General features: G+C 66.8%; 14 protein-coding genes and 1 pseudogene. 5 read left to right on the forward strand and 10 right to left on the reverse strand.

Going from position 1 to position 20,546, the window contains the following annotated elements:
* Window positions 1–124: 124 nt before the first annotated feature.
* From ACIPEK_RS09250 to ACIPEK_RS09280, 7 genes are all read right to left on the reverse strand, one after another.
* A complete protein-coding gene (locus ACIPEK_RS09250; RefSeq protein ID WP_266412424.1) occupies window positions 125–319 on the reverse strand; it encodes an FxLD family lanthipeptide in 195 nt (64 codons plus the stop codon).
* Between the two features lie 51 nt (window positions 320–370).
* A complete protein-coding gene (gene fxlM, locus ACIPEK_RS09255) occupies window positions 371–1,606 on the reverse strand; it encodes a methyltransferase, FxLD system (RefSeq protein ID WP_401992756.1) in 1,236 nt (411 codons plus the stop codon).
* A 206-nt stretch (window positions 1,607–1,812) separates the two neighbouring features.
* Window positions 1,813–2,478 (reverse strand): hypothetical protein, encoded by a 666-nt coding sequence (locus ACIPEK_RS09260; protein ID WP_401992759.1) that lies wholly within the window; start codon window positions 2,476–2,478, stop codon window positions 1,813–1,815.
* Window positions 2,475–2,660, reverse strand: a complete 186-nt coding sequence (locus ACIPEK_RS09265; RefSeq protein ID WP_401992762.1) for a DUF5999 family protein — start codon at window positions 2,658–2,660, stop codon at window positions 2,475–2,477. Before ACIPEK_RS09265 ends, ACIPEK_RS09260 begins: the two co-directional genes overlap by 4 nt.
* A 44-nt stretch (window positions 2,661–2,704) precedes the next feature.
* Window positions 2,705–3,145, reverse strand: coding sequence for a DUF6302 family protein (locus ACIPEK_RS09270; RefSeq protein WP_401992765.1), 441 nt, complete (start codon window positions 3,143–3,145; stop codon window positions 2,705–2,707).
* A 32-nt stretch (window positions 3,146–3,177) separates the two neighbouring features.
* Complete coding sequence (locus tag ACIPEK_RS09275) at window positions 3,178–3,630, reverse strand: DUF6415 family natural product biosynthesis protein (protein WP_401992768.1); 453 nt, start codon at window positions 3,628–3,630, stop codon at window positions 3,178–3,180.
* Between the two features lie 39 nt (window positions 3,631–3,669).
* A complete protein-coding gene (locus ACIPEK_RS09280; RefSeq protein WP_401992771.1) occupies window positions 3,670–4,065 on the reverse strand; it encodes an ATP-binding protein in 396 nt (131 codons plus the stop codon).
* A gap of 253 nt (window positions 4,066–4,318) precedes the next feature.
* Here ACIPEK_RS09280 and ACIPEK_RS09285 point away from each other — a divergent pair, with 253 nt between their 5' ends.
* Both ACIPEK_RS09285 and ACIPEK_RS09290 read left to right on the forward strand, forming a co-directional pair.
* Window positions 4,319–5,710 carry a helix-turn-helix domain-containing protein gene (locus ACIPEK_RS09285; protein ID WP_401992774.1) on the forward strand — a complete coding sequence of 464 codons (1,392 nt, stop codon included), beginning with the start codon at window positions 4,319–4,321 and terminating at the stop codon, window positions 5,708–5,710.
* Window positions 5,707–6,594 (forward strand): phosphotransferase family protein, encoded by an 888-nt coding sequence (locus tag ACIPEK_RS09290; RefSeq protein ID WP_401992777.1) that lies wholly within the window; start codon window positions 5,707–5,709, stop codon window positions 6,592–6,594. The genes ACIPEK_RS09285 and ACIPEK_RS09290 overlap by 4 nt, the downstream gene beginning before the upstream one ends.
* A 123-nt stretch (window positions 6,595–6,717) precedes the next feature.
* Here ACIPEK_RS09290 and ACIPEK_RS09295 read toward each other — a convergent pair whose 3' ends face one another.
* The 3 genes and pseudogenes from ACIPEK_RS09295 to ACIPEK_RS09305 all read right to left on the reverse strand — a co-directional run bounded on the left by ACIPEK_RS09295 (window position 6,718) and on the right by ACIPEK_RS09305 (window position 10,492).
* Window positions 6,718–7,302 (reverse strand): hypothetical protein, encoded by a 585-nt coding sequence (locus tag ACIPEK_RS09295; protein WP_401992780.1) that lies wholly within the window; start codon window positions 7,300–7,302, stop codon window positions 6,718–6,720.
* Window positions 7,299–10,008: pseudogene (locus ACIPEK_RS09300) on the reverse strand (MAB_1171c family putative transporter). Before ACIPEK_RS09300 ends, ACIPEK_RS09295 begins: the two are co-directional and overlap by 4 nt.
* Window positions 10,009–10,321: 313 nt before the next feature.
* Window positions 10,322–10,492 (reverse strand): hypothetical protein, encoded by a 171-nt coding sequence (locus ACIPEK_RS09305; RefSeq protein ID WP_401992783.1) that lies wholly within the window; start codon window positions 10,490–10,492, stop codon window positions 10,322–10,324.
* Window positions 10,493–10,656: 164 nt separating this feature from the next.
* On the opposite strand from ACIPEK_RS09305, the gene ACIPEK_RS09310 reads away from it, so the two are divergent.
* The 3 genes from ACIPEK_RS09310 to ACIPEK_RS09320 all read left to right on the forward strand — a co-directional run bounded on the left by ACIPEK_RS09310 (window position 10,657) and on the right by ACIPEK_RS09320 (window position 20,401).
* Window positions 10,657–14,061 carry a helicase-related protein gene (locus tag ACIPEK_RS09310; RefSeq protein ID WP_401992786.1) on the forward strand — a complete coding sequence of 1,135 codons (3,405 nt, stop codon included), beginning with the start codon at window positions 10,657–10,659 and terminating at the stop codon, window positions 14,059–14,061.
* A gap of 80 nt (window positions 14,062–14,141) precedes the next feature.
* Window positions 14,142–16,994: a DUF1156 domain-containing protein gene (locus ACIPEK_RS09315; protein ID WP_401992789.1), complete on the forward strand. Its 2,853-nt coding sequence runs from the start codon at window positions 14,142–14,144 to the stop codon at window positions 16,992–16,994.
* Window positions 16,994–20,401 carry a Swt1 family HEPN domain-containing protein gene (locus ACIPEK_RS09320; protein ID WP_401992792.1) on the forward strand — a complete coding sequence of 1,136 codons (3,408 nt, stop codon included), beginning with the start codon at window positions 16,994–16,996 and terminating at the stop codon, window positions 20,399–20,401. The genes ACIPEK_RS09315 and ACIPEK_RS09320 overlap by 1 nt, the downstream gene beginning before the upstream one ends.
* The last annotated feature ends 145 nt before the right edge of the window (window positions 20,402–20,546 follow it).

Consider the following 20,546-nt stretch of genomic DNA (forward strand, 5'->3'; position numbering starts at 1 on the left):
TCCTTTTTGTGGTCTTCTCATTGCGGCTTGCGGGGGGGGGGGGGGGGGTTTTGGGGGGGGGGGGGGGGGGGGGGGGGGGGGCCCCCGGGGGCCCCCCCGCCCCACCGGCGAGGGACGGCCTGGATCAGGCCGGGTCCTCGGTGAAGGAACCGCAGGCGGAGGCGCCGGTCGCGCAGGTGCTGCCACAGCCGTCGCCCGTGGAGCACATGAGCTTGCCGTACGCGTGCTCGGCGATGATGACCTTCACGTCCAGGGGCGCGAAGTCGTCGTCGTCCAGGCCCGCCAGCGGGGCGGGCGGGGCCAGAGTGGCGCTCGTCATGGTGTGCCTTTCTCTTGTTCGGGATGGTGCGGGACTACCTGGATCCCGGCGTTACGCCGAGGGCCAGGAGAGCGAGATCCGGCTGTGCACCTTGTCGATGACCCGGTCGGCCGGGATCTGGCCATCGGGGGTGCCTGCCGGATAGACCCGGATGACCGGGCTGGGGCCGCCGCGCCGGTTGGCCTCCCAGTCGCGCAGCACGTCGGCGATCTTGTCGGCGAGCTGCTTCGCGTTCGGACCGAGGGCGTGCACGCCGTACTCGATGTGTTTGCTGTCCTCGGTGCGGCGGGTGACGAGATAGGCGAAGGTGTCGTCCTCGACGGCAGCGAGGGCGAACCGCTTGTTCACGGGAGCGACCAGACCCGTGTCCAGGTCGTCATCGACGGCCATCGTGCAGAAACCCGGCAGGCTGATCGCCATGGCCATCTGGAGGGTGTCGATGAGTTCTTGGATACGAACGGTGACGCCGGTCCACAGTTCGTGGCGCGGTGTCGTGACGGCGTTGTCCAGCCGGTGCGGGTCGGCTGGCAGGCCGTCATCGAACTTGAGCCCGATCTCCGGGGTGCCGTTGACCAGGAGGAGTTCTTCCCGGTGGGCGGTCGAGCCCTGCATCGGTACGAAGCCGCAGATTCGCGCCGACTCGCTCTCCAGGTAGCTGCCATGCTCGCCTGTGACCTGGGTGAAGGCGACCGACCGGGTCAAGCCCCGCATCCGCAACGGCACCACGAGCCGGCCGCCCTGCCTGAGCTGCGCGGTCCACGCCGGAGAGATGTCCCAGGCCCCGGCGGTCACCATCACGACATCGACCTCACCGAGGCCAGGGATGGGCTCGGCCGCGTCGGCGGTGACGACGTGGACGCGGCCGTAACCGTGCTCGTCCAGGAGACGGCGCGCGCGTCCGGTGACGACGGGGTCGATGTCCACGGTGACGACTTCACCGTCCTGGCCGACGAGTTCGGCGAGGTAGGCAGCGTTCAGCCCGCCCGAACCGATCTCCAGCACTCGCATCCCGGGTTTCACCTGGGCCTGCTCCAGCATCATGGCCTGGATCTGAGGGGCGGAGACGGAGCTGAGCTGCACGCCGTGCTCATCCGTCTTGGTGATCACGGCGGCGTACGTGTCGTACGCCTTGTCCAGCGGAGTGTTGGGGGTGAACTCGTGCCGGGGCACCTTGCGCATGGCCGCTTCGATCTCCGGGGAGGAGATGTTGCCGTCCGCGCGCAGCTCGTCCACCACCTTGTTCCGCAGGCGGGTCGCCTCGTCGGGATCGACGGTCGTGTTCGTCATGGACTTCCTTCGGTCGTACGTGCTGGGGGGAGGTAGGCCGGCACCGCGTGCCGGAGGGCCGGGAGGCTATCGGCGAACGCTCTCCGTTCTCGTCGGACCGCCCAAGGGGCGGCGGTGTCGTGCCGGACGGCGCGCGAGGGTTCCAGCGCCGGTGGTGAGCTGCCCGGCAATCCCGTCCGTACCTCTCAGGACCGCCTGGCGGCCGTCTATGCGGCGGGCACAAGATTGTCCAGATTGACGACCTCGTAGTCCCGCAGTTCGCGTACGAGTTGGCTCGCCGGGAACCAGCCCAACTGGGGGTGCCCGTACGCCACGGGCGCATCGTTGTCCTTGGTAGGAAGCGGCTCGAGTCCGGTTGCTGTGAGGCGGTACCGGGAGCCGATGACGCCCCAGACCGATGTCGCCCGCGCGACGAAGGCGACGTGCCCCTTCCGGAGGTGCGGGCACAGTTCGATCGCGGTCCGCACATGCTTCAGGCACACCAGAGGCTGGGCCGTCCTCACCGGCTCATCGGGGCGGTGAGCCGGGTCTTCCTCCGTTCCGGCCAGGAAGACGTACCCCCGGTCGGTCTCGGCCGAGCAGAAGCCGATCTGGCACCGAAGCTGCTGCATAGCCGCCAGCTGCCGGGCGGGGTTGACCAAGCGCCACTGCGGCTTGCCCGTAGGCATCCCAGCAGCGTTGAGCGACTGGGAGCACCGCGCCCACAGCTCACCGCGCGGGCCACGGTCGGCCGGTGTCTCGTCGTGGTAGGCGAGACGCACGGAGCCGAAGGCGTTCATGCTCAGCGTGAGTTCCGACTCCAGCCCGCCGTACTCGCCCTCTCGCGAGGTGATGTACGGGACGAGCCTCGGCGCTGCGCTGGTCCGCTTCACGCTGCTGCCCTCGCGCTGTCGATGGACCGGTGCGGGGCGACCACACGGCCGTCGGAGAGGAGTTCGCCAGTGTCAAAGAGAAGCACCCCGTTGCACAGCAAGCTCCAGCCCTGCTCAGGGCGGTGCGTGACGGGGCGCGAGGCCGCCTCAGCCGTGGGGCACGGCGGGTTGTGCGCACACATGGTGCTCGTCCTCTCGGGTGGGAAATTGGGCCCTCTTCGGCGAGTTACGGTGCCGTGGGGGAGCACGGAACGGAGATTGCCGAAGAGGGAGTCGTGTGGTGCCGCGGCATGAAGTCGGCGATGGCTGCTTCGCTGTAGCCGTAGAAGCGGCCAAGGGTGGTGATGCTGCGGTCGCCGCAGAGCATCGGTGGCTTCTCGCCCCACTCGACAACGGGGCCGGTGTCCGGACAGGACGGCAACCGCAAGCGGGGGTTGGGGAAGCCGGGCTGCTCAAGAAGGAGGTCACGGACCTTGAGCCCGAAGCAGAAGCACGACACCGGGTAGTACCCGCCTCGCCGCGTGCCCCCGACGGGGACCGCGAGGAAGGGCATACGCAGGGTGCGCACAGCGACGCTCTTCTCCAAGAGCCAGGTGTCGGAGATTCGTCGCTCGTAATAGTCGAAGTCGTACGCGTCTCGCGGAAGGGCTGCCGCCGTGGCGGTCACGGGCGGGTGTCTGACAGCGCTGGGGTTGTGCATCACTCCGCCTCCGTGATGTAGCGGGCTTCGATCAGCTCTTCGACCAGGCCGGAGGTCACGAAGGCCAGGCGACGAGCAAGGCCGACAGCCTGCTGGTGTGCGGCCGGCGTTCGCTCGCCCCTCAAGGGGAGACCTCGTTCAACGAGCTGGACCATCACCCGGGTGGGCGGAAACTGCTCGTCCGCGACGGCGATGTCGCTGAGCTGCTTCAAGTGGCCGCGGAGGCGGTCGACCAAGGCGCCGGTCGTCGTGACCGGCGGCGGCTGATTGCCGATTGCCATGTCGAGGTCGTCAAAGACTTCCTCGACATCGAGCGGCTTCCAGTCCTTGATCCGCTCCAGGACGGACCTCAAGCCCTCTGCGTCGAGTGGAGGTGTCCACCGCGCAGTGCTGGGCTCGTCGGCCGGCGGAGGAACCACGTCGTTCTCCGGAACCAGAGCGGTGAGGGACATCGGAACTCCTGGGGGAGGGCCAAGCGCCGGCCGTGGGGGTTAGAAGTGCTTGGGGGCTTCCGGGGGCCCTATGAAGACCCACACGTCCTTGCCCGCTGGGGACACGGATACGGACGTGTCGTCGGCCAAGGCGCGCAGCAGCATCAGACCGCGCCCCTCTTCGGCCAGAGTGTCCGGAGACGCGTATACAGGCGGGCAAGGGTCCTGGTCGCGGACGATGGCGGTGACACCGTCCGGCACCTTCTGGAGGAGCAGGCTGGCCATCCGGCGTCCGTCGGCGTCCGCCGCCGTGTGCTGCAAGACGTTGGTGATCAGTTCGTTGACCACGGTCAGCATGCGGTGCGCGGTGCCGTTGTCGATGCGCCACCAGCAAAGGTGCGCCGCGACGATGTCCCTGACGGTTACCAGATCTTCGGCCCGAACTTCGAAACTCATGTCGAGTTGGCCGCCCACGCTTCTGGACGTGGCTCGAACAGAAGCCTCCCGATCACGGGTGTCGACGAGTAGTTCCATCGCTGCTTCCTCCGTTCTGCCAGAACCCCTTCAGCAGGGGTGGGTTGCGGTGTGTACTGGAATGGAACCGATCAGCAACCATTTAGGCAGAGCGCACCGAGAGCGTGCAGAGCCTGATGCCGACAGATGAAGAGTTCGGCATCAACGACTTCGGGGACAGAACATGCCGCAGCCAATGAAGCAGCTCGATCCGGGTGCCTCCGCCCAGGAGTGGTTCGGGAACGAGCTGCGCAGGCTGCGCCTGGAGCAAGGGCTGTCGGCCAAGGAGCTGGGACGGTTGGTGCAGGTCAGCGACGACATGATCTTGTCGATCGAGAAGGGTAAGTACCCAAGCTGCCGTCGCGACGTGACTCAACGGCTCGATGACGTCCTCCGCACAGGCGGACTGTTCGACCGCGCGTGGCCGATGGTCTTCGGCAACCGCGATGCCGACAAAAAGCGGGCTGATGCCGATAAAACTTCAACGGGCAGGGGGCAGCGGCCCGTTCAGGCTCCGACAAGCCGCATCCTGGGCAGAGACGATCCAACTCTTCGCCCTGGGAGCCATGAGCCCGTGATTCGACGCTCGTTCCTCCAGATCGGTGGCCTCGCCGCCATCGCCCCCCTCGACTTCACCGAGGTTTTCGCCCCCGCCGAGCTGTCTCTCCCGGCAAACGTCAACCCCGGCCACATTGACCAGGTCTTGGCCGCAGCCACCGCTATCAGCGGCATGGACAACGAGCTCGGCGGCGGTGGCATGGTGCGTGACGTGGCCAGTCGAGCGATGCAGTGGTCGGCTGGCCTGCTGCAGGCCCAGTACCCCGAGCACCTGCGAACCGAACTGTTCGCCTCCGTATCGCGACTCGGCATCGTGGTGGGCGCCTCTGCGTTTGATGCCTACCACCACGATGAAGCCACCCAGACGTTCCGGTTCGCAGCAGACTGCGCCGAGGAGGCTGGCGATTGGCATCTACGAGCCAAGACGTACTCGTTCCTCGCACGGCAGGCCGTATGGATCGGAGCCCCCGACGACGGCCTCACCTACGCCGAGAAGGGGCTCGTGCGCGCCGACCGGTTGTCCGCGACGGAACAGGCGATGCTTCACACGGCACGGGCCAGGGCTTTCGGGAAAATGGGTAACGTGCGCGACACCATGGCAGCCGTCGGCGCCGCGGATGAAGCGTTCACCCGGGCCCGGCCTGCCGACGACTCACCGTGGATGGCCTACTACGACGAGGCGCAGCACAACGGGGACACAGCGCATGCCCTGTTTGATCTCGCCATCCTTGCTGGACAGGACCCGGGCAGGGCAGCCCGCCGATTCGGCACAGCGGTGAAGGGACACACCGACGCCTACAAGCGGTCCCGTGCGATCTCGCGCACCAAACTGGCCTCCCTGATCATGGCCAAAGGCGACCCCCGCCAGGCGGCGGCACTCGGCCACGAGGCCCTGGACGAGGTAGGCCGGCTCACCTCCCGGCGCGCCGCCGACGACCTACGACAGCTCGGCCGTTTCGCCTCGAAGCATCGGACGGTCCAAGAGGTTTCGGGGCTGCGCGAGCGGATCGCCGCTACGGTTTCCGCATGACTTCTGCGGCAGCCGCGCCTGCGCGTCACGTCCTGGAGCAGGCATGTTCCGCGGTCGGACTGGACTCCGCCGGGGCAGAACCCCTACGTCTGGCCGAGAACCAGATATGGCGGCTACCGGGCAGGCGGGTGATCGTACGGATATCGCGGGCGGGTCAGAGCGCTGCGGCGGCCCGTGAGGTGCGCGTCGCACGTTGGCTCGCTCAGGAGAACGTCGCGGCTGTTCGCCTGGTCGACGTGGAGCAGCCGGTCGAGGTGGGCGGTAGGCCAGTGACCTTCTGGGTGGAACTTCCATCGCAGGAGCACGGCTCCGTTCAAGAAGTCGCCCAACTCCTGGCGCGGCTCCACTCCTTGCCCATGCCAGACATTGAGCTGGGGTATCTCGATCCGTTCGTCCGGGTCGGAGAACGGCTGCAAGCGGCCACCACGATCCGCGACGACGACAGAGAGTGGCTGCACGGACTCCACCGCGACCTCGAAGCGGCCTGGACCGAGCGGCCGGCCGGCCTCCCCGACCGGGCCGTGCACGGCGACGCCTGGCCCGGCAACTTCGTCCGCACGGCCGACGGGGTCCTGATGATGGACCTGGAGCGCTTCTCCGTGGGGCCTCCGGAGTGGGATCTCGTATCCACCGCAGTGCGCGCGAAGACCACGGGCGCGGTCACCATGCGCGAGTACGACCAGTTCTGTGCGGCTTACGGGCACGACGTCACGGCGTGGGAGGGCTATCCCATCCTCGCGCGCGCCCGAGAGCTGCGGATGGCGACGTACGCGGCCCAGCATGCAGCCGGCAACGAAGAATGGATCAGCCAAGCGCAGTACCGGATCGACTGTCTGCGCGGTCGATCCGGTCCGCGGCCGTGGACGTGGAAGGGAATCCTCTGACCAGGGCACTCGCCGACGCACCGCCGGCGTCAGCGCGGCGGCGAATCGGGCCTGTGCCAGCGGCGTGATGCCGCACCTCGTACTTGTCGAGTTGTATGAGCTGGGCCGCTCACCGAAAGCGCACTACCTGAGGAGCCCGAACGTCACGGCAGCGGCAGTTCCGCCCAGCAGAGCACCGACGATGGTCTGCGCGATGGTGTGGTCCCGGAGCTGGACGCGGGACCAGCCGATGGCGGCGACGACAACAGCGAGGCCGGCCATGGGCGGACCGAAGGCGAGTGCCAGGATCGTGGCCACTCCACCGGCGACGGCGGTGTGCACCGACACCTTCCACCAGACGGTGACCACCATGGTGGCCGCCAGGCCGACGAGCATGGCGATGACCAGAGCGAAGAGCTCACGGGGAGCGTCGAAGACGACCTGGATCAGGATGCCGACGAGCACGGAGACCATGGTCGCCGAGAGTGGGACGGCACGCTGGGAGCGGACCTTGACGTGCTTGTCCGTCCAGGACCCGCGTTTCACGCCGAACAGGATGATGGCGAAGGGAATTCCGCCGCAGAACAATGCGGCAAGGAGCCCCCAAGCCAGCCCTTCGGGGCTTCGCGTGCTGTGCCAGCCGATGATCAGCAGGATGGCTATCACGAGGTAAGCCGGCGCAAGGGCGTCGGTGACTATGCGGGCCAGGCGAGTTGAAGTGATTTTCATCCTGAACTCCGGGCGGAGGAGAATTCTCGAACAAGTGCTGATTCGTAGGCTGTTGCCAGGTGCCTCAAAGCTTCGACTTCGCTGTGAAGGTCCTTGCCGCCACTGGCCGGGGCTGTGTGCTCACCCACGCGGGCGTCTCCGTTTTCCCGCGCCTTCTTCGCTCTGGCGATCCAGCACGCCTCGGCATATATCTCGGCCTGGGCGCCTATGAGGCCCTTCTCCACGACGTATCTTGCGGCCTCGGACCGTAGCGTCGGGGAGGCATGGTCCCCGAGATCCAGAATCGCGTCTCGGATTTCTATCCCCCGTCGATACAGACGACCGCGTGTGTGGCGGAAAAGAAGAGCATCCGCTCGTCTGCTGCGCGGTGGATCGAGACGAACTGAAGGGACAGCGGAAGTGAGCTCAAGCCAGAGGGGGTAGAGCCGGGTGAGAGCGAGATGGGCGCGGCCCCATTGGTGGAGCCGACGGACGACCGGCAAGGTACTTCCGGCGAGGATGAAGACCAAAGCCCCGAACAAGAGGGCGCTGCTGACGTTTTCATCAGTCCGAGGAGATAGCGACGTCAAGCCGAAGTAACGAAGCGTCAAGGCCAGGACGCGGTGCCCCGCGTAGAGGATCCCCAGCGCCGTCCCCATGCCGGTGATTCGAAGTCCGCGCCCCAGGAGGCCGGATCCCGGAAGGCGACCCCATCGCCAGCACAGTCGAGTGGCACTGACGAGGGCCGTACCGAGGTAGCTGGACCAGATGACGCCGTAGACGGCTATACGCCAGTCGTCGGCGAAGTCGGTGAGAAGGTCGGTGGCTTCCCCGGGCTGCGGAGCGGCGAAGAACAGCAGGGTCAGACCGACTCCGGCGGCAAGAGGGACGGCGATGCGCGGACGTGATCCGCGGAGCGAGGTGGCCTGCTCCTGTGCAACGTCATACACGAAGGTCAGTACGGCGTAGGCGGCCGTGATGCCTGCCAGGTGCTTGCAGAGGGTCGCCACGCGGCCGACCACCTTCGCGGACGGCTCCTTGTACCAAGGCCGCAGATCGAGCATCGCCACCCGGATACCCGTCGCCAGGAGCAGCGCCTTGCCCTTGGGCAGGGCACGGATCGCGTCGGGCGGCAGGATCCGCTGGGTGCGCATGCTGATAGAGGTGGACTTGCCGCCGTCGCTGGTGGAAACCGAAGTGGTCTGCACGTCGTGGTCGCCGACCTGCCGGCTGAGCCGGTCGGCGAAGTCGGCGTCATCGATGCCCGATCCGATGATCTTGATGGTGGCGGCGGACCAGAGGGCGTCCATGCCGGCCTCGCCCCAGCACCGCTGGCCCTGCCGGTAGGACTGCAGGATCGTCATCGGGATGACACCCCGGCTGCCCAAGTGGCTGTAGAGGTCGGGGAGGTCGGAGATTTTGCAGACGTTCGCGGCTTCGTCGAGGACGCACAGGGCGGGTGGGTCGAGCCGTCCGCCGGAGCGCTCGGCGACGATGACGGCCGCCCGCATCACGGCGTCGGCCGCCGCGGCGATGATCGCGGACGCGCTGCCGCCACCGTCCTTGCTGAGGAGATACAACGTGTCGCGGGAGGTGGCGAAGGCGAAGGGCTTGAACTCGGGGAGGTCCTTGGCGGGGGTGACCCAGGCGGCGACGTCCGGGTCGAGCAGGCAGCTCGCGTACTGCCGCGCCGTCTCGTAAATGCCGTCGCGGGTCTCGGTGGCGCCGGAGACGGTGCCCTGGAGTTGGGCGGCGACCGCGTCGTGGCCGGCGTCGGTGAGGAGGTCGACCGGGGTCCGGTCGGCGGGGGAGGCGAGCCAGGCCAGGACATCGGTGATCGGCCGCCGGTGGCCGGCGGCGGCGAGGAACAGTGCGCCGAGCGTGTTGGACGCGGCGGTGGACCAGAAGTCGGAGCCGTTCGACTCGTCCACGCTGGCGGCGACGAAGTGCCCGGCAAGACGCTTCGCCCCGGCCAGGTCGCGGGCGTCGGCCAGGATGTCCCACCACATCTCGCGCGGATGGTGGGCGATCTGCTGCGGGTCCAGGGTCCAGACCGTGCCGACCTCGGCACGGGCGTCGACCGTCGCGGTGAAGGCATCGTTCGCCGCCTTGTTCGACGTCAGCAGCACCGGACCGGGAGCCGCGAGAATCGCGGGGATCGCTAGCCCGGAGGTCTTGCCGGAGCGCGGGGCCATGATCGCGACGATCACGTCCTCCCAGGACGCACGGACATCGGCACGCCCCGGGGAGAGGCCACCGAGCAGGATGCCGCGGTCAGCCGGAGCGACCTCTTTTGCACCCCCGGCCGCTCAGGGACGGCCGCAGGCTCCTGGCCTTGGCGGTGATCTCCTTGTCCAGCAGCGGGGCGAGATCGGCCTTCCGCGCGAGACCGTTCCTTGCACCGCCGCGCAGCCGCATCCACACCACCAGGCCGAGGACGGCGAGACACACGGTCAGCAGGCCGGGGATGATCCGCGCACTGACGAACAGGGCGGTGGGGCTCAGGTGCGGCCACAGCACCTCGGGGTGCAGCACTGCGTCGGTGGCCGCGTATGGGGTCCAAGGCCCCGCTCCGACGAGGGAGTTGCTGAGGTTGCCGGTCAGCCAGGCCAGCGAACCGAAGGCGAGCGCGATGCCGATCAGGCCGAAGAGGAGATAGAAGAGGAGATAGAGGAGCGCGTCCGACCTGGTGGTGGTCGAGGGCGCGCTGGTACGCGGTGCGGGCATGGTGAGTCCTGGGAGTGAGCGCAGGCGAGTGATGGGGGCGGGGCGCGCGGCGCTCTTCTGCTGATCATCGAAGAAGGCACACATCGGCGGTCGGGGCTATCGGGTGCGGGGAGCACGCGGCGACGGGGTGCTCGTCTGCTTACCGCGTTCGCCCGGCGTACAGGTACGCGAACAGGCCCGGCGGTGTTGCTGGCGCTCTGCAGGTGGGGGATCACGGCGTCTTCCTCAAAGGGGAGTGGCGAACAGGAGCCCCGGTGTTCGGGCTGTCAGGGAGAGAGGATCCGCAGAATCCGCGATTTGGCGCGGCCGGAGATCACTGGTAGATGCCGCCGCTCACCCCCGGGGCGGCGGAGCCGTGGTCGTAGGTGAAGTTCGCACAGGCGGCGCGGGCGAAGTAGACGTCGCTGTGTAAGCGGCCCAGCGGCCGTCCCGGCGGATGACGGTCGCGACGATGTCGAGCCCGGGTCTGCTTGCGTATGGCCACCCATCGGCAGTTCGCCGGTTAGCGGCCGGTAAAAGCCGCGAACTGGTTACGATTAGCATGCCGAGGCTGATCGGCGCCTGGTCATAGCGAAGGGGCTCATGCGCGCCGACGACATCAAGCCCGGCATTCGCCTGACCGGGCTGTCTTCAGGGACGGTTACTGTCGTGGCTGTCACTGAGATCGGTCATGCCCTGCAAGTCACCATCCGGGACGATCTCGGGCATTTGTCCGATCAAGTGCTCTTCCCCAGTGACATTGCTTCGCTGCGACCAGAGGCGCCGAGATCCCGGTGGTCGTTCGACGCCGACCCCGGACAGTTCCGTCTGGCCGCCGAGGCACTGCGCATGCGGCACGCGGGCCTGTCGGACCCGATGCTGGCGGTCGAGACCAGCGACATCGACCCGCTGCCCCACCAGATCCGAGCCGTCTACGGGTCCATGCTGGGCCAGTCCGGCTCTCTGCGCTTTCTGCTCGCGGACGATCCGGGCGCCGGTAAGACGATCATGGCTGGCCTGTACCTCAAGGAGCTGCTGCTGCGCGGCGATGTGCAGCGTTGTCTGATCGTCGCCCCGGGCGGGCTGGTCGAGCAGTGGCAGGCCGAACTCGCAGAGAAGTTCGGGATCGAGATGGCGATCTTGACACGCGACCTCGCTGAGGCGGACCGTGACGGCGACCCGTTCAGGCACAACCCGATGCTGATCGCGCGCATGGACCAGCTAGCCCGCAACGAGGAGTGGCAGTCCATACTCGCCGAGTCGGAATGGGACCTCATCGTCGTGGACGAGGCCCACCGCATGAGCGCCTCCTGGTTCGGAAACGAACTCAAGCGCACGCGCCGCTACGAACTGGGCCAGCTGCTCGGCAAGATCACCCGGCACTTCCTGCTCATGACCGCGACACCGCACTCCGGGTCGGAAGCCAACTTCCAGACCTTCCTCGCCCTGCTGGACCCCGACCGGTACGACGGCCAGTACCGCCAGGGCGTGCACTCCACCGACACCACCGGACTGATGCGCCGGATGATCAAGGAGGACCTGCTCACCTTCGAGGGCAAGCCGCTCTTCCCCGAGCGGGTGGCTGAGACAGTCGAGTACACCCTGTCCCCGCAGGAGATGCTCCTGTACGAAGAGGTCACCGAGTACGTACGCACGGAGATGAACAGGGCCGAGCAGGCCGACGGCAAGCGGCGCACGGTCGGCTTCGCGCTCACGGTCATGCAGCGGCGTCTCGCATCCAGTCCTGAGGCGATCTACCAGTCGATCCGGCGCCGCATCGCCCGGCTGCGCACCCACCGTGAGCAGACGCTGGCGGGCCCGTTCGTTCCCCCGTCCGAGACGCTGTCGTTCGACCCGGACGACTTCGACTCCGACGAGCTGGGAGCCGCCGAGCTGGAGCAGCTGGAGAGCGAGGTCCTGGACGCCGCCACGGCCGCGCGCACCGCAGCCGAGCTGGACGCCGAGCTCGCAGTCCTGGCACGTCTGGAGGAGATCGCCCAGCAGGTGCGTGCCTCGGGTGAGGACCGCAAGTGGCAGGAGCTGCGTTCCCTCGTTCTCAAGACCCGCGAGGATGGCCTGAGCGGCGCCCACCACATCCCGCGCAAGATCATCATCTTCACCGAGCACCGCGATACCCTCGACTACCTCGCAGGCCGCATCACCACCCTGCTGGGTGGCGACGGGGATGCCGTGCGCATGATCCACGGCGGCACCGCGCGACAGGCGCGTCGGGAGATCCGCACCAAGTTCACCAACGACCCGCGCTGCCACGTCCTGATCGCCACCGATGCCGCGGGCGAAGGACTGAATCTTCAGGCCGCGCACCTGATGGTCAACTACGACCTCCCCTGGAACCCCAACCGGATCGAGCAGCGCTTCGGGCGTATTCACCGGATCGGCCAGCGCGAGGTCTGCCGACTGTGGAACCTCGTGGCCTCCCAGACCAGAGAAGGTCAGGTCTTCCAGCGCCTGCTGACCAAGATCGAGCAGCAGCGCCGTGCCTACGGCGGCAAGGTCTTCGACGTCCTGGGGGAGAACGCCTTCGCGGACGAGCCGCTGCGCGACCTGCTCATGCGAGCCATCCGCTACGGCGAGCAGCCGGAGGTCCGGGCCTACCTGGACCAGGTCATCGACAATTCTGTGGCCGACGGGCTGCAGGAGCTGATCAAGGAACGTGCCCTGGCCACCCCGGACATCGGGCTGGAAGAGCTGGCCGAACTGCGTCGAAAGATGGACGAGGCCCGCGCCCGGCGCATGCAGCCCCATTTCGTGCAGGCATTCGTCATGGAGTCCCTGCGTGCCCTAGGCGGGCGGGCGTCCAAGCGGGAGAAGGACCGGTTCGAGCTGACCCAAGTGCCCGCTGTTCTGCGCGAAGGTCGGCGTACAGTCAGTCCGCGCTACGCACGCATCACCTTCGAGCCCTCGACCGTGGTGATACCCGGCCGACCGGTCGCCGAGCTCGTAGCGCCCGGTCATCCGCTGATGGACGCGATCATCACCGAGATCCTGAACAGGTACGGCGACGCCCTGACCCGCGGAGCCACCTTCCTGGACCGGAGCATCACCACCCCCCAGCTCGTGTTCGCCCTCCTGGAAGAGCTCTCGGACGGGCGCGGCACCGCGATCAGTAAGAGGTTCGAGTACGTCTCCGTGCTGCCGGACGGAACCGCACAGCCGGCAGGCCCCGCCCCGTACCTCGACCTGTCCCTGCCCGCAGGTCTGAACCTTGAGCAGCACACTGCACTGGCCCTTGCCGTCAACTCCGAACTCTCCAACGCGTGGCTAGCCGAAGGCGTGGAGAAGATCGCCCAGAGCTGGGCGATCCAGCACGGTCTCCCCGAGCACCGCGCCGACGTCGCCGCTCGCGTCGTCCCGGCCGTCGAGCGCACACGCAAACTTGTACGTCAGCGGCTGCTGGCGCAGATGAACTACTGGGACGGCGAGTCGATCAAGCTCGCCGAGGCCCAAGCGGCCGGCAAGAAGATCCGCATGTCGCCGGCCACCGCACGTGACCGCGCCCGATCACTTGAGGCCCGGCTCGATCACCGTCAAGGCGAGCTCGACCTCGAAACCCAGGTCAACGTGCACCCGCCACAGATCATCAGCGCCGCGCTCGTCCTGCCTGCCACGGTCATCCCGAGAGCCGCCGGCGAACAGCCGACACCCGGCAGCTTCGCGCTGGACACCACCGTCACCGAGCGTCGCGCCGTCGATGCCGTACTGGCTGCCGAACGCCGGCTCGGTCGGGAACCTGAGGAGATGGCGCACTCTAACAAGGGCTTCGATATCCGTTCCCTCAAGCCCAACGGCCACCTGGTCTTCATCGAGGTGAAGGGGCGAGTGCTGGGCGCTGACAACTTCACCGTCACCACCAGCGAGGTCGGCTACGCCAAGAATGCCGAGCCCGAGTACCGGCTCGCCCTGGTCGCTGTCGACCCCGACACCCCCGACGGCTCCAATGACCAGGTCCGCTACGTGCTCAACCCCTTCGCCGACCTCGTCCTAGACAAGTACGTCGACGACCTGCGCCGCAGGTGGAAGGCCGAGTGGGAGCGCGGTGTAGAGCCTCTCTGACGCACAAGATCCACACGCTTTCATCCGCTCGACTGCCACCCGAGGCACGGTTCGAGCGCCTCGGAATCTAAATTGAGTAGGTGAACACCGCAGTGCAGCCCGGAACGCCGTCAGGTTCTGTCCCTCGACGCAAGCTCATCGAGGTCTCCCTCCCGCTGGAGGACATCAACGCCGAGTCGGCCCGCGAGAAGTCGATCCGACACGGACATCCCTCCACGCTGCACCTGTGGTGGGCCCGCCGCCCCCTGGCAGCGGCGCGGGCAGTGCTGTTCGCCCAGCTCGTCGACGACCCGTCTTCGCATCCCGAGCTGTTTCCCTCCGAAGTGGAGCAGAAAGCGGAGCGCGAACGCCTGCACGGGATCATCCGACGGCTGGTGGTCTGGGAAAACATCAACGACGAAGGCCTGTATCGAGAAGCCCGCGAGGAGATCCTCAAGAGCACGGGAGGGAACCCGCCGGCGATCCTAGACCCGTTCGCGGGCGGCGGCACGATCCCGTTGGAAGCGCAGCGCCTGGGCCTGGAGGCTCACGCCAGCGATCTCAACCCGGTGCCCGTACTGATCAACAAGGCCCTCATCGAGATTCCGCCGAAGTTTGCGGGTCAGCCGCCCGTATTCCCAGGGGCCGCGGAGAGTCGGTTGGGGGCTTGGCCTCGGGCCACCGGCCTGGCGGAGGACGTGCGGCGTTACGGCGCGTGGATGCGCGACCGCGCCCAAGAGCGCATTGGAGACCTGTACCCCAAGGCGCAGATCCCAGTGCTGCGGCAGAACGGCGAACCCACTGGGAAGAACACCGAATCCACCGTCATCGCGTGGATCTGGGCACGCACCACGGTCTGCCCAAACCCAGCTTGCGGGATCCGTATGCCGTTGGTGCGCTCCTGGTGGCTCGGTAAGAAGAAGGGTAAGGAGGCCTACGTCGTCCCGACCGTAGTCGACGACGTGGAGGCGTCTGGCGGGCGGAGGGTCGAGTTTGCTATCGGGCACGACCCGAAGCAGGCGCCGACGAAGGCAAACGACGGAACAGTCAGCAGGAATGGCGCAATCTGCATTGCCTGTGGAACCACCGCCGAACTGGCTTATGTCCGTGCCGAGGGCAAGGGTTCGCGGATCTCACCCCAGCTGATGGCTGTGGTGGCGGAGAGCCAACGCAGACGCATCTACTTGCCTCCCACCTCCGAGCACGTTCAGGCCGCCGACGTTTCGTTCCCAGCCAGCTCGCCGCGTGGAGCCCTCCCTGATGCCGCACTTGGGTTCCGTGTCCAGGGCTACGGGCTGACCGAGTGGACTGACCTTTTCACACACCGGCAACTGACCGCGCTAACTACGCTCAGCGATCTCGTCACTGAAGCGCGGGAGAAAGCGCTCACAGATGCCCTCGCCTCCGGCCTCGCTCACGGCAAGCGTTTGAACGACGGTGGGTTGGATGCCGAGGCGTACGCCGATGCGGTAGCGACTTACCTCGGTATGGCGCTAAGTCGGACAACTGACCTCAACAACTCGATCGCCACATGGTCGAGCAGCCGTGACCAGACACGAAATCTCTTCGCCCGTCAGGCAATTCCAATGGCATGGGACTTCGTCGAAGTATCGCCATTCGCCCGTGCCGCAGGCGATCTCTCGATCGCCACCGAAACGCAGGCCGATGCGCTAGAGAACATGTCTGGCCAGCTTAGCGGTGAGGTACGTCAAGCAGATGCCGCTAGCCGTGACTATTCAGGTCTTCTGGTTGCCACTGACCCGCCATATTACGACAATATCGGCTACGCTGATCTATCCGACTTCTTCTATGTCTGGCTCCGTCGAGCCTTGCGCACAATTCACCCAGACCTGTTCGCCACGATGCTTGTCCCCAAGGCCGAAGAACTCATCGCTAATCCCTTCCGGCAAGGGGGTCCAAAGAGTGCTGAGAAGTTTTTTGAGGAGGGATTCCAGCGTGTCTTCGCTCGCACTCGGCAGTCGGCATCAACGGACTACCCTATCAGCGTAATCTACGCCTTTAAGCAAGCCGAGTTGGAAAAGGACGGTGTCGCTTCCACTGGGTGGTCGACGTTCCTGGAGGGTATGGTGCGCAGCGGCTGGACCATCACTGCGACCTGGCCGATCCGCTCTGAACGAACCGGCCGCATGCGCGATGTCGGGTCCAACGCCCTCGCCTCCTCTATCGTTCTAGCTCTGCGCCCCCGCCAGGAAGCTGCCCCGGCCACGGATCGCACCGGGTTTCTCGCTGCATTGCATATTGAACTAGACGAGTCTCTTCCACGGATTCGTGAGGGTGCAATCGCCCCGGCGGACTTGCGTCAGACGATCTTGGGTCCAGGCATGGCAGTGTTCTCGCGCTTCTCCCGGGTGCTGGAGGACGACGGCTCCACCATGTCCGTGAAGACCGCGCTAGCGCTGATCAACCAGACATTCGACTCCTTGCAGAACGAGCATGACGCCGAACTGGACGCCGACACCCGGTTCTGCCTGGACTGGTTCCGTTCCTATGGCTGGGACACGCGCCCCTACGGTGACGCCGAGTCGCTGGCCGTGCCGCTGGGCCTGTCTGTCGACGGCATCGCCCGCGGCGGAACCCTCACCTCCGGCGCCGGCAAGGTCGCGCTGATCAAGCCTCAGGATCTCGACCCTCGGTGGAATCCGGCGCACGACGACCGGCTGTCACTGTGGGAGGTCACCTGCCACCTGGCGCGCGCGTACGCGACCGAGGGGCGCGAGGAGGCCGCCAGGCTCATGGCCGAGGTGAAGGGGAGGGCGGACCTGGACGAGGTCAACCGTCTGGCCACCCGCCTGTATGAACTGATGGAGTCTCAGGACTCCTCGACTGCTGGCCTGTTCAATGGGCTCGGTGGTGCGTGGGCCGATGTCTCCGCGACGTCGACCACGATTCGCCCGGCCGCTGTGGCCGAGATGCTCTTTGGGGAGGAGATCTGATGGCGCTGACGAACAATGAGAAGGTACTGCGCAGCTTCGACCAACTGCTTGAGGGCATGCGGCCGTGGGTCGACATGCGTATGTCTGCGCAGGCTCCGACCGGCAAGGACTGGATGGAGCTGATCGCCGCTGAGGACGTGGCGAAGTTCGGCACGGCCAAGACGTACTCGCGGGACGACGTGCGGTTTCTGCTGCGCATCGTGACGGAGAGATGGAAGGTCTTCGAGAAGGACCTCTCGCGCCCGCAGTCCGCGTTGGCCTCCGAGCTGCGGGAGACGGCTAACGCGGCTCACCACGGGCAGAAGTTTTCCTCGGACGACACCTACCGTGCGCTGGACACGATCGAACGTCTCCTGACGGTGATCGGTGCCGGGGACGAGGCCGATGTGGTCGCGAAGATGCGCATGGAGCACCAGCGGGAGGTTTTCGAGAAGCAGACCCGCAACCGGCTGATGCGAGAGGCGCAGGCGGTCAAGGTCGCCGGCGTGCAGGCTGGTACGACTATCAAGCCGTGGCGTGAGGTCATCCGGCCGCACGCCGACGTGATCCGTGGGCAGTTCTCCGCCGCTGAGTTCGCTGCCGACCTGTACGCGGTAGCCCGCGGCCACACCGCGGCGCCGGAGTATCTGAACCCGGCTGAGTTCTTCTCTCGTACCTATCTCACCAGCGGTCTGTCCGACCTGCTGACCCGTGCGCTCAAGCGTCTCTCTGGGGACGCCGGGGCGAGCCCAGTGATAAATCTGCAGACCCAGTTCGGTGGCGGTAAGACGCACTCGATGCTGGCTCTGTACCATTTGTTCTCCGAGGGCCTGGCCACGAGCGCGCTATCTCAGGCCGTGCAGGATGTCGTGCATGCCTCCCTGCCCACGGCCGAAGGCGACCCGCTGAGGTCGCTGGACGTGAAGCGGGTCACGTTGGTGGGCACGAAGCTTTCCCCGAGCCAGCCGATCGTCAAGGACGACGGCACGCAGGTGCGCACGATCTGGGGGGAGCTGGTCTGGCAACTCGGGGGACGCGAAGCTTTCGACCGTGTCGCGTTGGCGGATGCGACCGGCACCGATCCGGGTGACGCGCTGGACGCCGTCGTACGCGACGTCGTCGCCGGCGGCAAGAGCGTGCTGATCCTGATCGACGAGTGGGTGGCCTACGCCCGCCAGCTCGTGGGGCGCGACGACCTGCCTGGCGGATCCTTCGCCACGCAGCACACCTTCGCCCAGCACCTGACTGAGATGGCCAAGTCCATCCCGGGCGTCATGCTCGTGGTCTCTATTCCCGCCTCCGATTCCCTGGACAACGGCGGCGGCGGCTCGGCGCTGGAGGTGGGTGGCCCCAACGGGCACGTCGCTCTGGAAACCCTGCAACACACCATCGGTCGCAACGCCGATGACTGGCGGCCGGCCAACAACATCGAGTCCTTCGAGATCGTGCGCCGGCGCCTGTTCGAAGAACCCGATGCCGTGGCCCTGGCGGACATCTCCGCGGTGGCCAAGCAGTACGTGAAGTACTACCAGGACAACACCGGGTTCTTCCCGCGTGAGACGACCACCGGCGAGTACGAGCAGCGCATCCGGGCGGCGTACCCGATCCATCCCGAGTTGTTCGACCGGCTCTACGAAGACTGGTCGACGCTGCCGAAGTTCCAGCGCACCCGCGGTGTGCTGCGTCTTATGAGCGTGGTCATCAACTCGTTGTGGGCCGCCAATGACACCACGCCGCTCATCACGCCCGGCGCGGTGCCCGTCCACGACACTCAGGTCTTCAGCGAGATCACCAAGTATCTCGACGACAACTGGAAGCCGGTCGTGGACAAGGACGTCGACGGCGAGGGTGCCACCCCGGTCCAGATCGACCGCGAGCGTCCGTCGTTCGGACAGCGAGCGCTCACCAGGCGAGTCGCCCGGTCGGTGTTCATCGCAACCGTCCCGACGCTGCGCTCGGCGCACAAGGGCGTGGACATTCAGCAACTCCGCCTGGGCACCGCGGTGCCCGGCGACGTCATCAACCACATCGGTGACGCCCGTGCCCTGCTGGGGCAGCGTGCCACGTACTTCTACGAAGACGGCGACCGCTCCTGGTACGACCTCGCGGCGTCGGTCTCCCGAGTGGCAGCCGACCGGGCCGCCGGCTACAGCGAAGCCGACGTGCACGCCACGATCGTCGAACGCATCAGGGCCACAGGGAAGGCGCCCAAGGCGTCCTTCGGTGCTGTGCATGCTGCACCCCTCGACACCGGGGACATCCCCGATTCCGAGGTCCTCAAGCTCGTGGTCATGCACCCGAAGTTCACCTGGGGCAAGGATGCCTCCACAGCCACGGACTTCGCCGAGCGTCTTCTGCGGGAGGCCGGTACCGGGCAGCGGCAGCGCCGCAACATGCTGGTCATGGTCGCTGCCGATCGCGAGACCTACCCCGAGCTCGACGGAGTGGTACGCGAGTACCGGGCCTGGCAGTCCATCGCCGACGAGGCCGACGAACTCGAACTCAGCGCCCAGCAGCGCAAGCAGTCCATCACCCGCGGCCGCCAGTTGAACGCGGCCGTCGACGACCGCGTCCGCGCAGCCTTCACCGCAGCACTGATCCCGACCGAGCTGCCCGGCCAGAAGCCGACCATCTCCTTCACCCGTGTTGCCAAGGACGGCGGTTCCCTTGCCGAGCGCGTCACCGCGGCGCTCAAGGCCAAGGGCTGGATCACTCCCGTGCTCGGGGCCACGCTCGTACGCATGGCTCTCGAAGGCGCCCTGGTCAACGCCTGGAGCAAGGGGCACGTGCGGTTCGGTGACCTGTGGTCCTGGTACACCCAGTACCCGTACCTGAAGCGCCTGCCCAACCGGCAGGTGCTTGAGCAGGCCGTACTCAGCGCTGCCGATGTCCTCCTGTGGCAGCAGGACGCCTTCGCCCTCGCCGATGGCTACGACGAGGCCACAGACGAGTACCAGAACCTGTGGATCCACGGTGACAAGCCCGAGCCCGGTTTCGTCACCGACGACATGCTCCTCGTCCAGCCGGGACGAGCGGTCGCCCAGCGTGCACGGGTCGTCGCCACCCCGCCGGCTGAGCCGAAGAGCCCGGCCGAAGACGCCAGCAGCAGCAAAGACAGCACCCCGCAGCCCAGCATCGTCACTCCTCTCCCGGGCACCGGTTCTCAGCCTTCGAAGCCGATGGCCAAGAAGGTCGCGCGGAGGTTCTGGGGCGTCAAGACTCTCAACCCCAACCGTCCTGCCGCCGACTTCGCCAACATTCAGCAGGAGGTCCTCGCGCACCTTGAGGCTGCCGACGGCGCCCGGCTCGAGGTCCGCATCGAGATCACCGCAACGACCACTGATGGTTTCACCGAGCAGCAGGTGCGAACCGTCCGCGAGAATGCTGTCCAGCTGAGGTTCGAGGACAGCGGCTTCGAGGAAAGCTGAACAAACTACACGCCGATACGCGGTCCCACATGCGGCAGGCCTTTTTGCGCCTCGGGATGAGGCAGCCACCTCGTCCCGAGGCGCGAGAAGGCCAAGAGCCGTGCCGTCGTCATAGCCGGGAATGGGAGCGGAGAATTTGAGACAG

It is taken from the genome of Streptomyces sp. NPDC088246 (assembly GCF_044741025.1).
In the GTDB taxonomy this organism is placed as follows: Bacteria; Actinomycetota; Actinomycetes; order Streptomycetales; family Streptomycetaceae; genus Streptomyces.

Excerpts from the sequence above, each read along its gene's own strand:
- ACIPEK_RS09280 (WP_401992771.1), bottom strand. The coding sequence starts at position 4,065 with ATGAGTTTCGAAGTTCGGGCCGAAGATCTGGTAACCGTCAGGGACATC.
- ACIPEK_RS09320 (WP_401992792.1), top strand. The coding sequence starts at position 16,994 with ATGGCGCTGACGAACAATGAGAAGGTACTGCGCAGCTTCGACCAACTG.
- ACIPEK_RS09295 (WP_401992780.1), bottom strand. The coding sequence starts at position 7,302 with ATGAAAATCACTTCAACTCGCCTGGCCCGCATAGTCACCGACGCCCTT.
- ACIPEK_RS09285 (WP_401992774.1), top strand. The coding sequence starts at position 4,319 with ATGAAGCAGCTCGATCCGGGTGCCTCCGCCCAGGAGTGGTTCGGGAAC.
- ACIPEK_RS09275 (WP_401992768.1), bottom strand. The coding sequence starts at position 3,630 with ATGTCCCTCACCGCTCTGGTTCCGGAGAACGACGTGGTTCCTCCGCCG.
- fxlM (WP_401992756.1), bottom strand. The coding sequence starts at position 1,606 with ATGACGAACACGACCGTCGATCCCGACGAGGCGACCCGCCTGCGGAAC.
- ACIPEK_RS09250 (WP_266412424.1), bottom strand. The coding sequence starts at position 319 with ATGACGAGCGCCACTCTGGCCCCGCCCGCCCCGCTGGCGGGCCTGGAC.
- ACIPEK_RS09265 (WP_401992762.1), bottom strand. The coding sequence starts at position 2,660 with ATGTGTGCGCACAACCCGCCGTGCCCCACGGCTGAGGCGGCCTCGCGC.
- ACIPEK_RS09290 (WP_401992777.1), top strand. The coding sequence starts at position 5,707 with ATGACTTCTGCGGCAGCCGCGCCTGCGCGTCACGTCCTGGAGCAGGCA.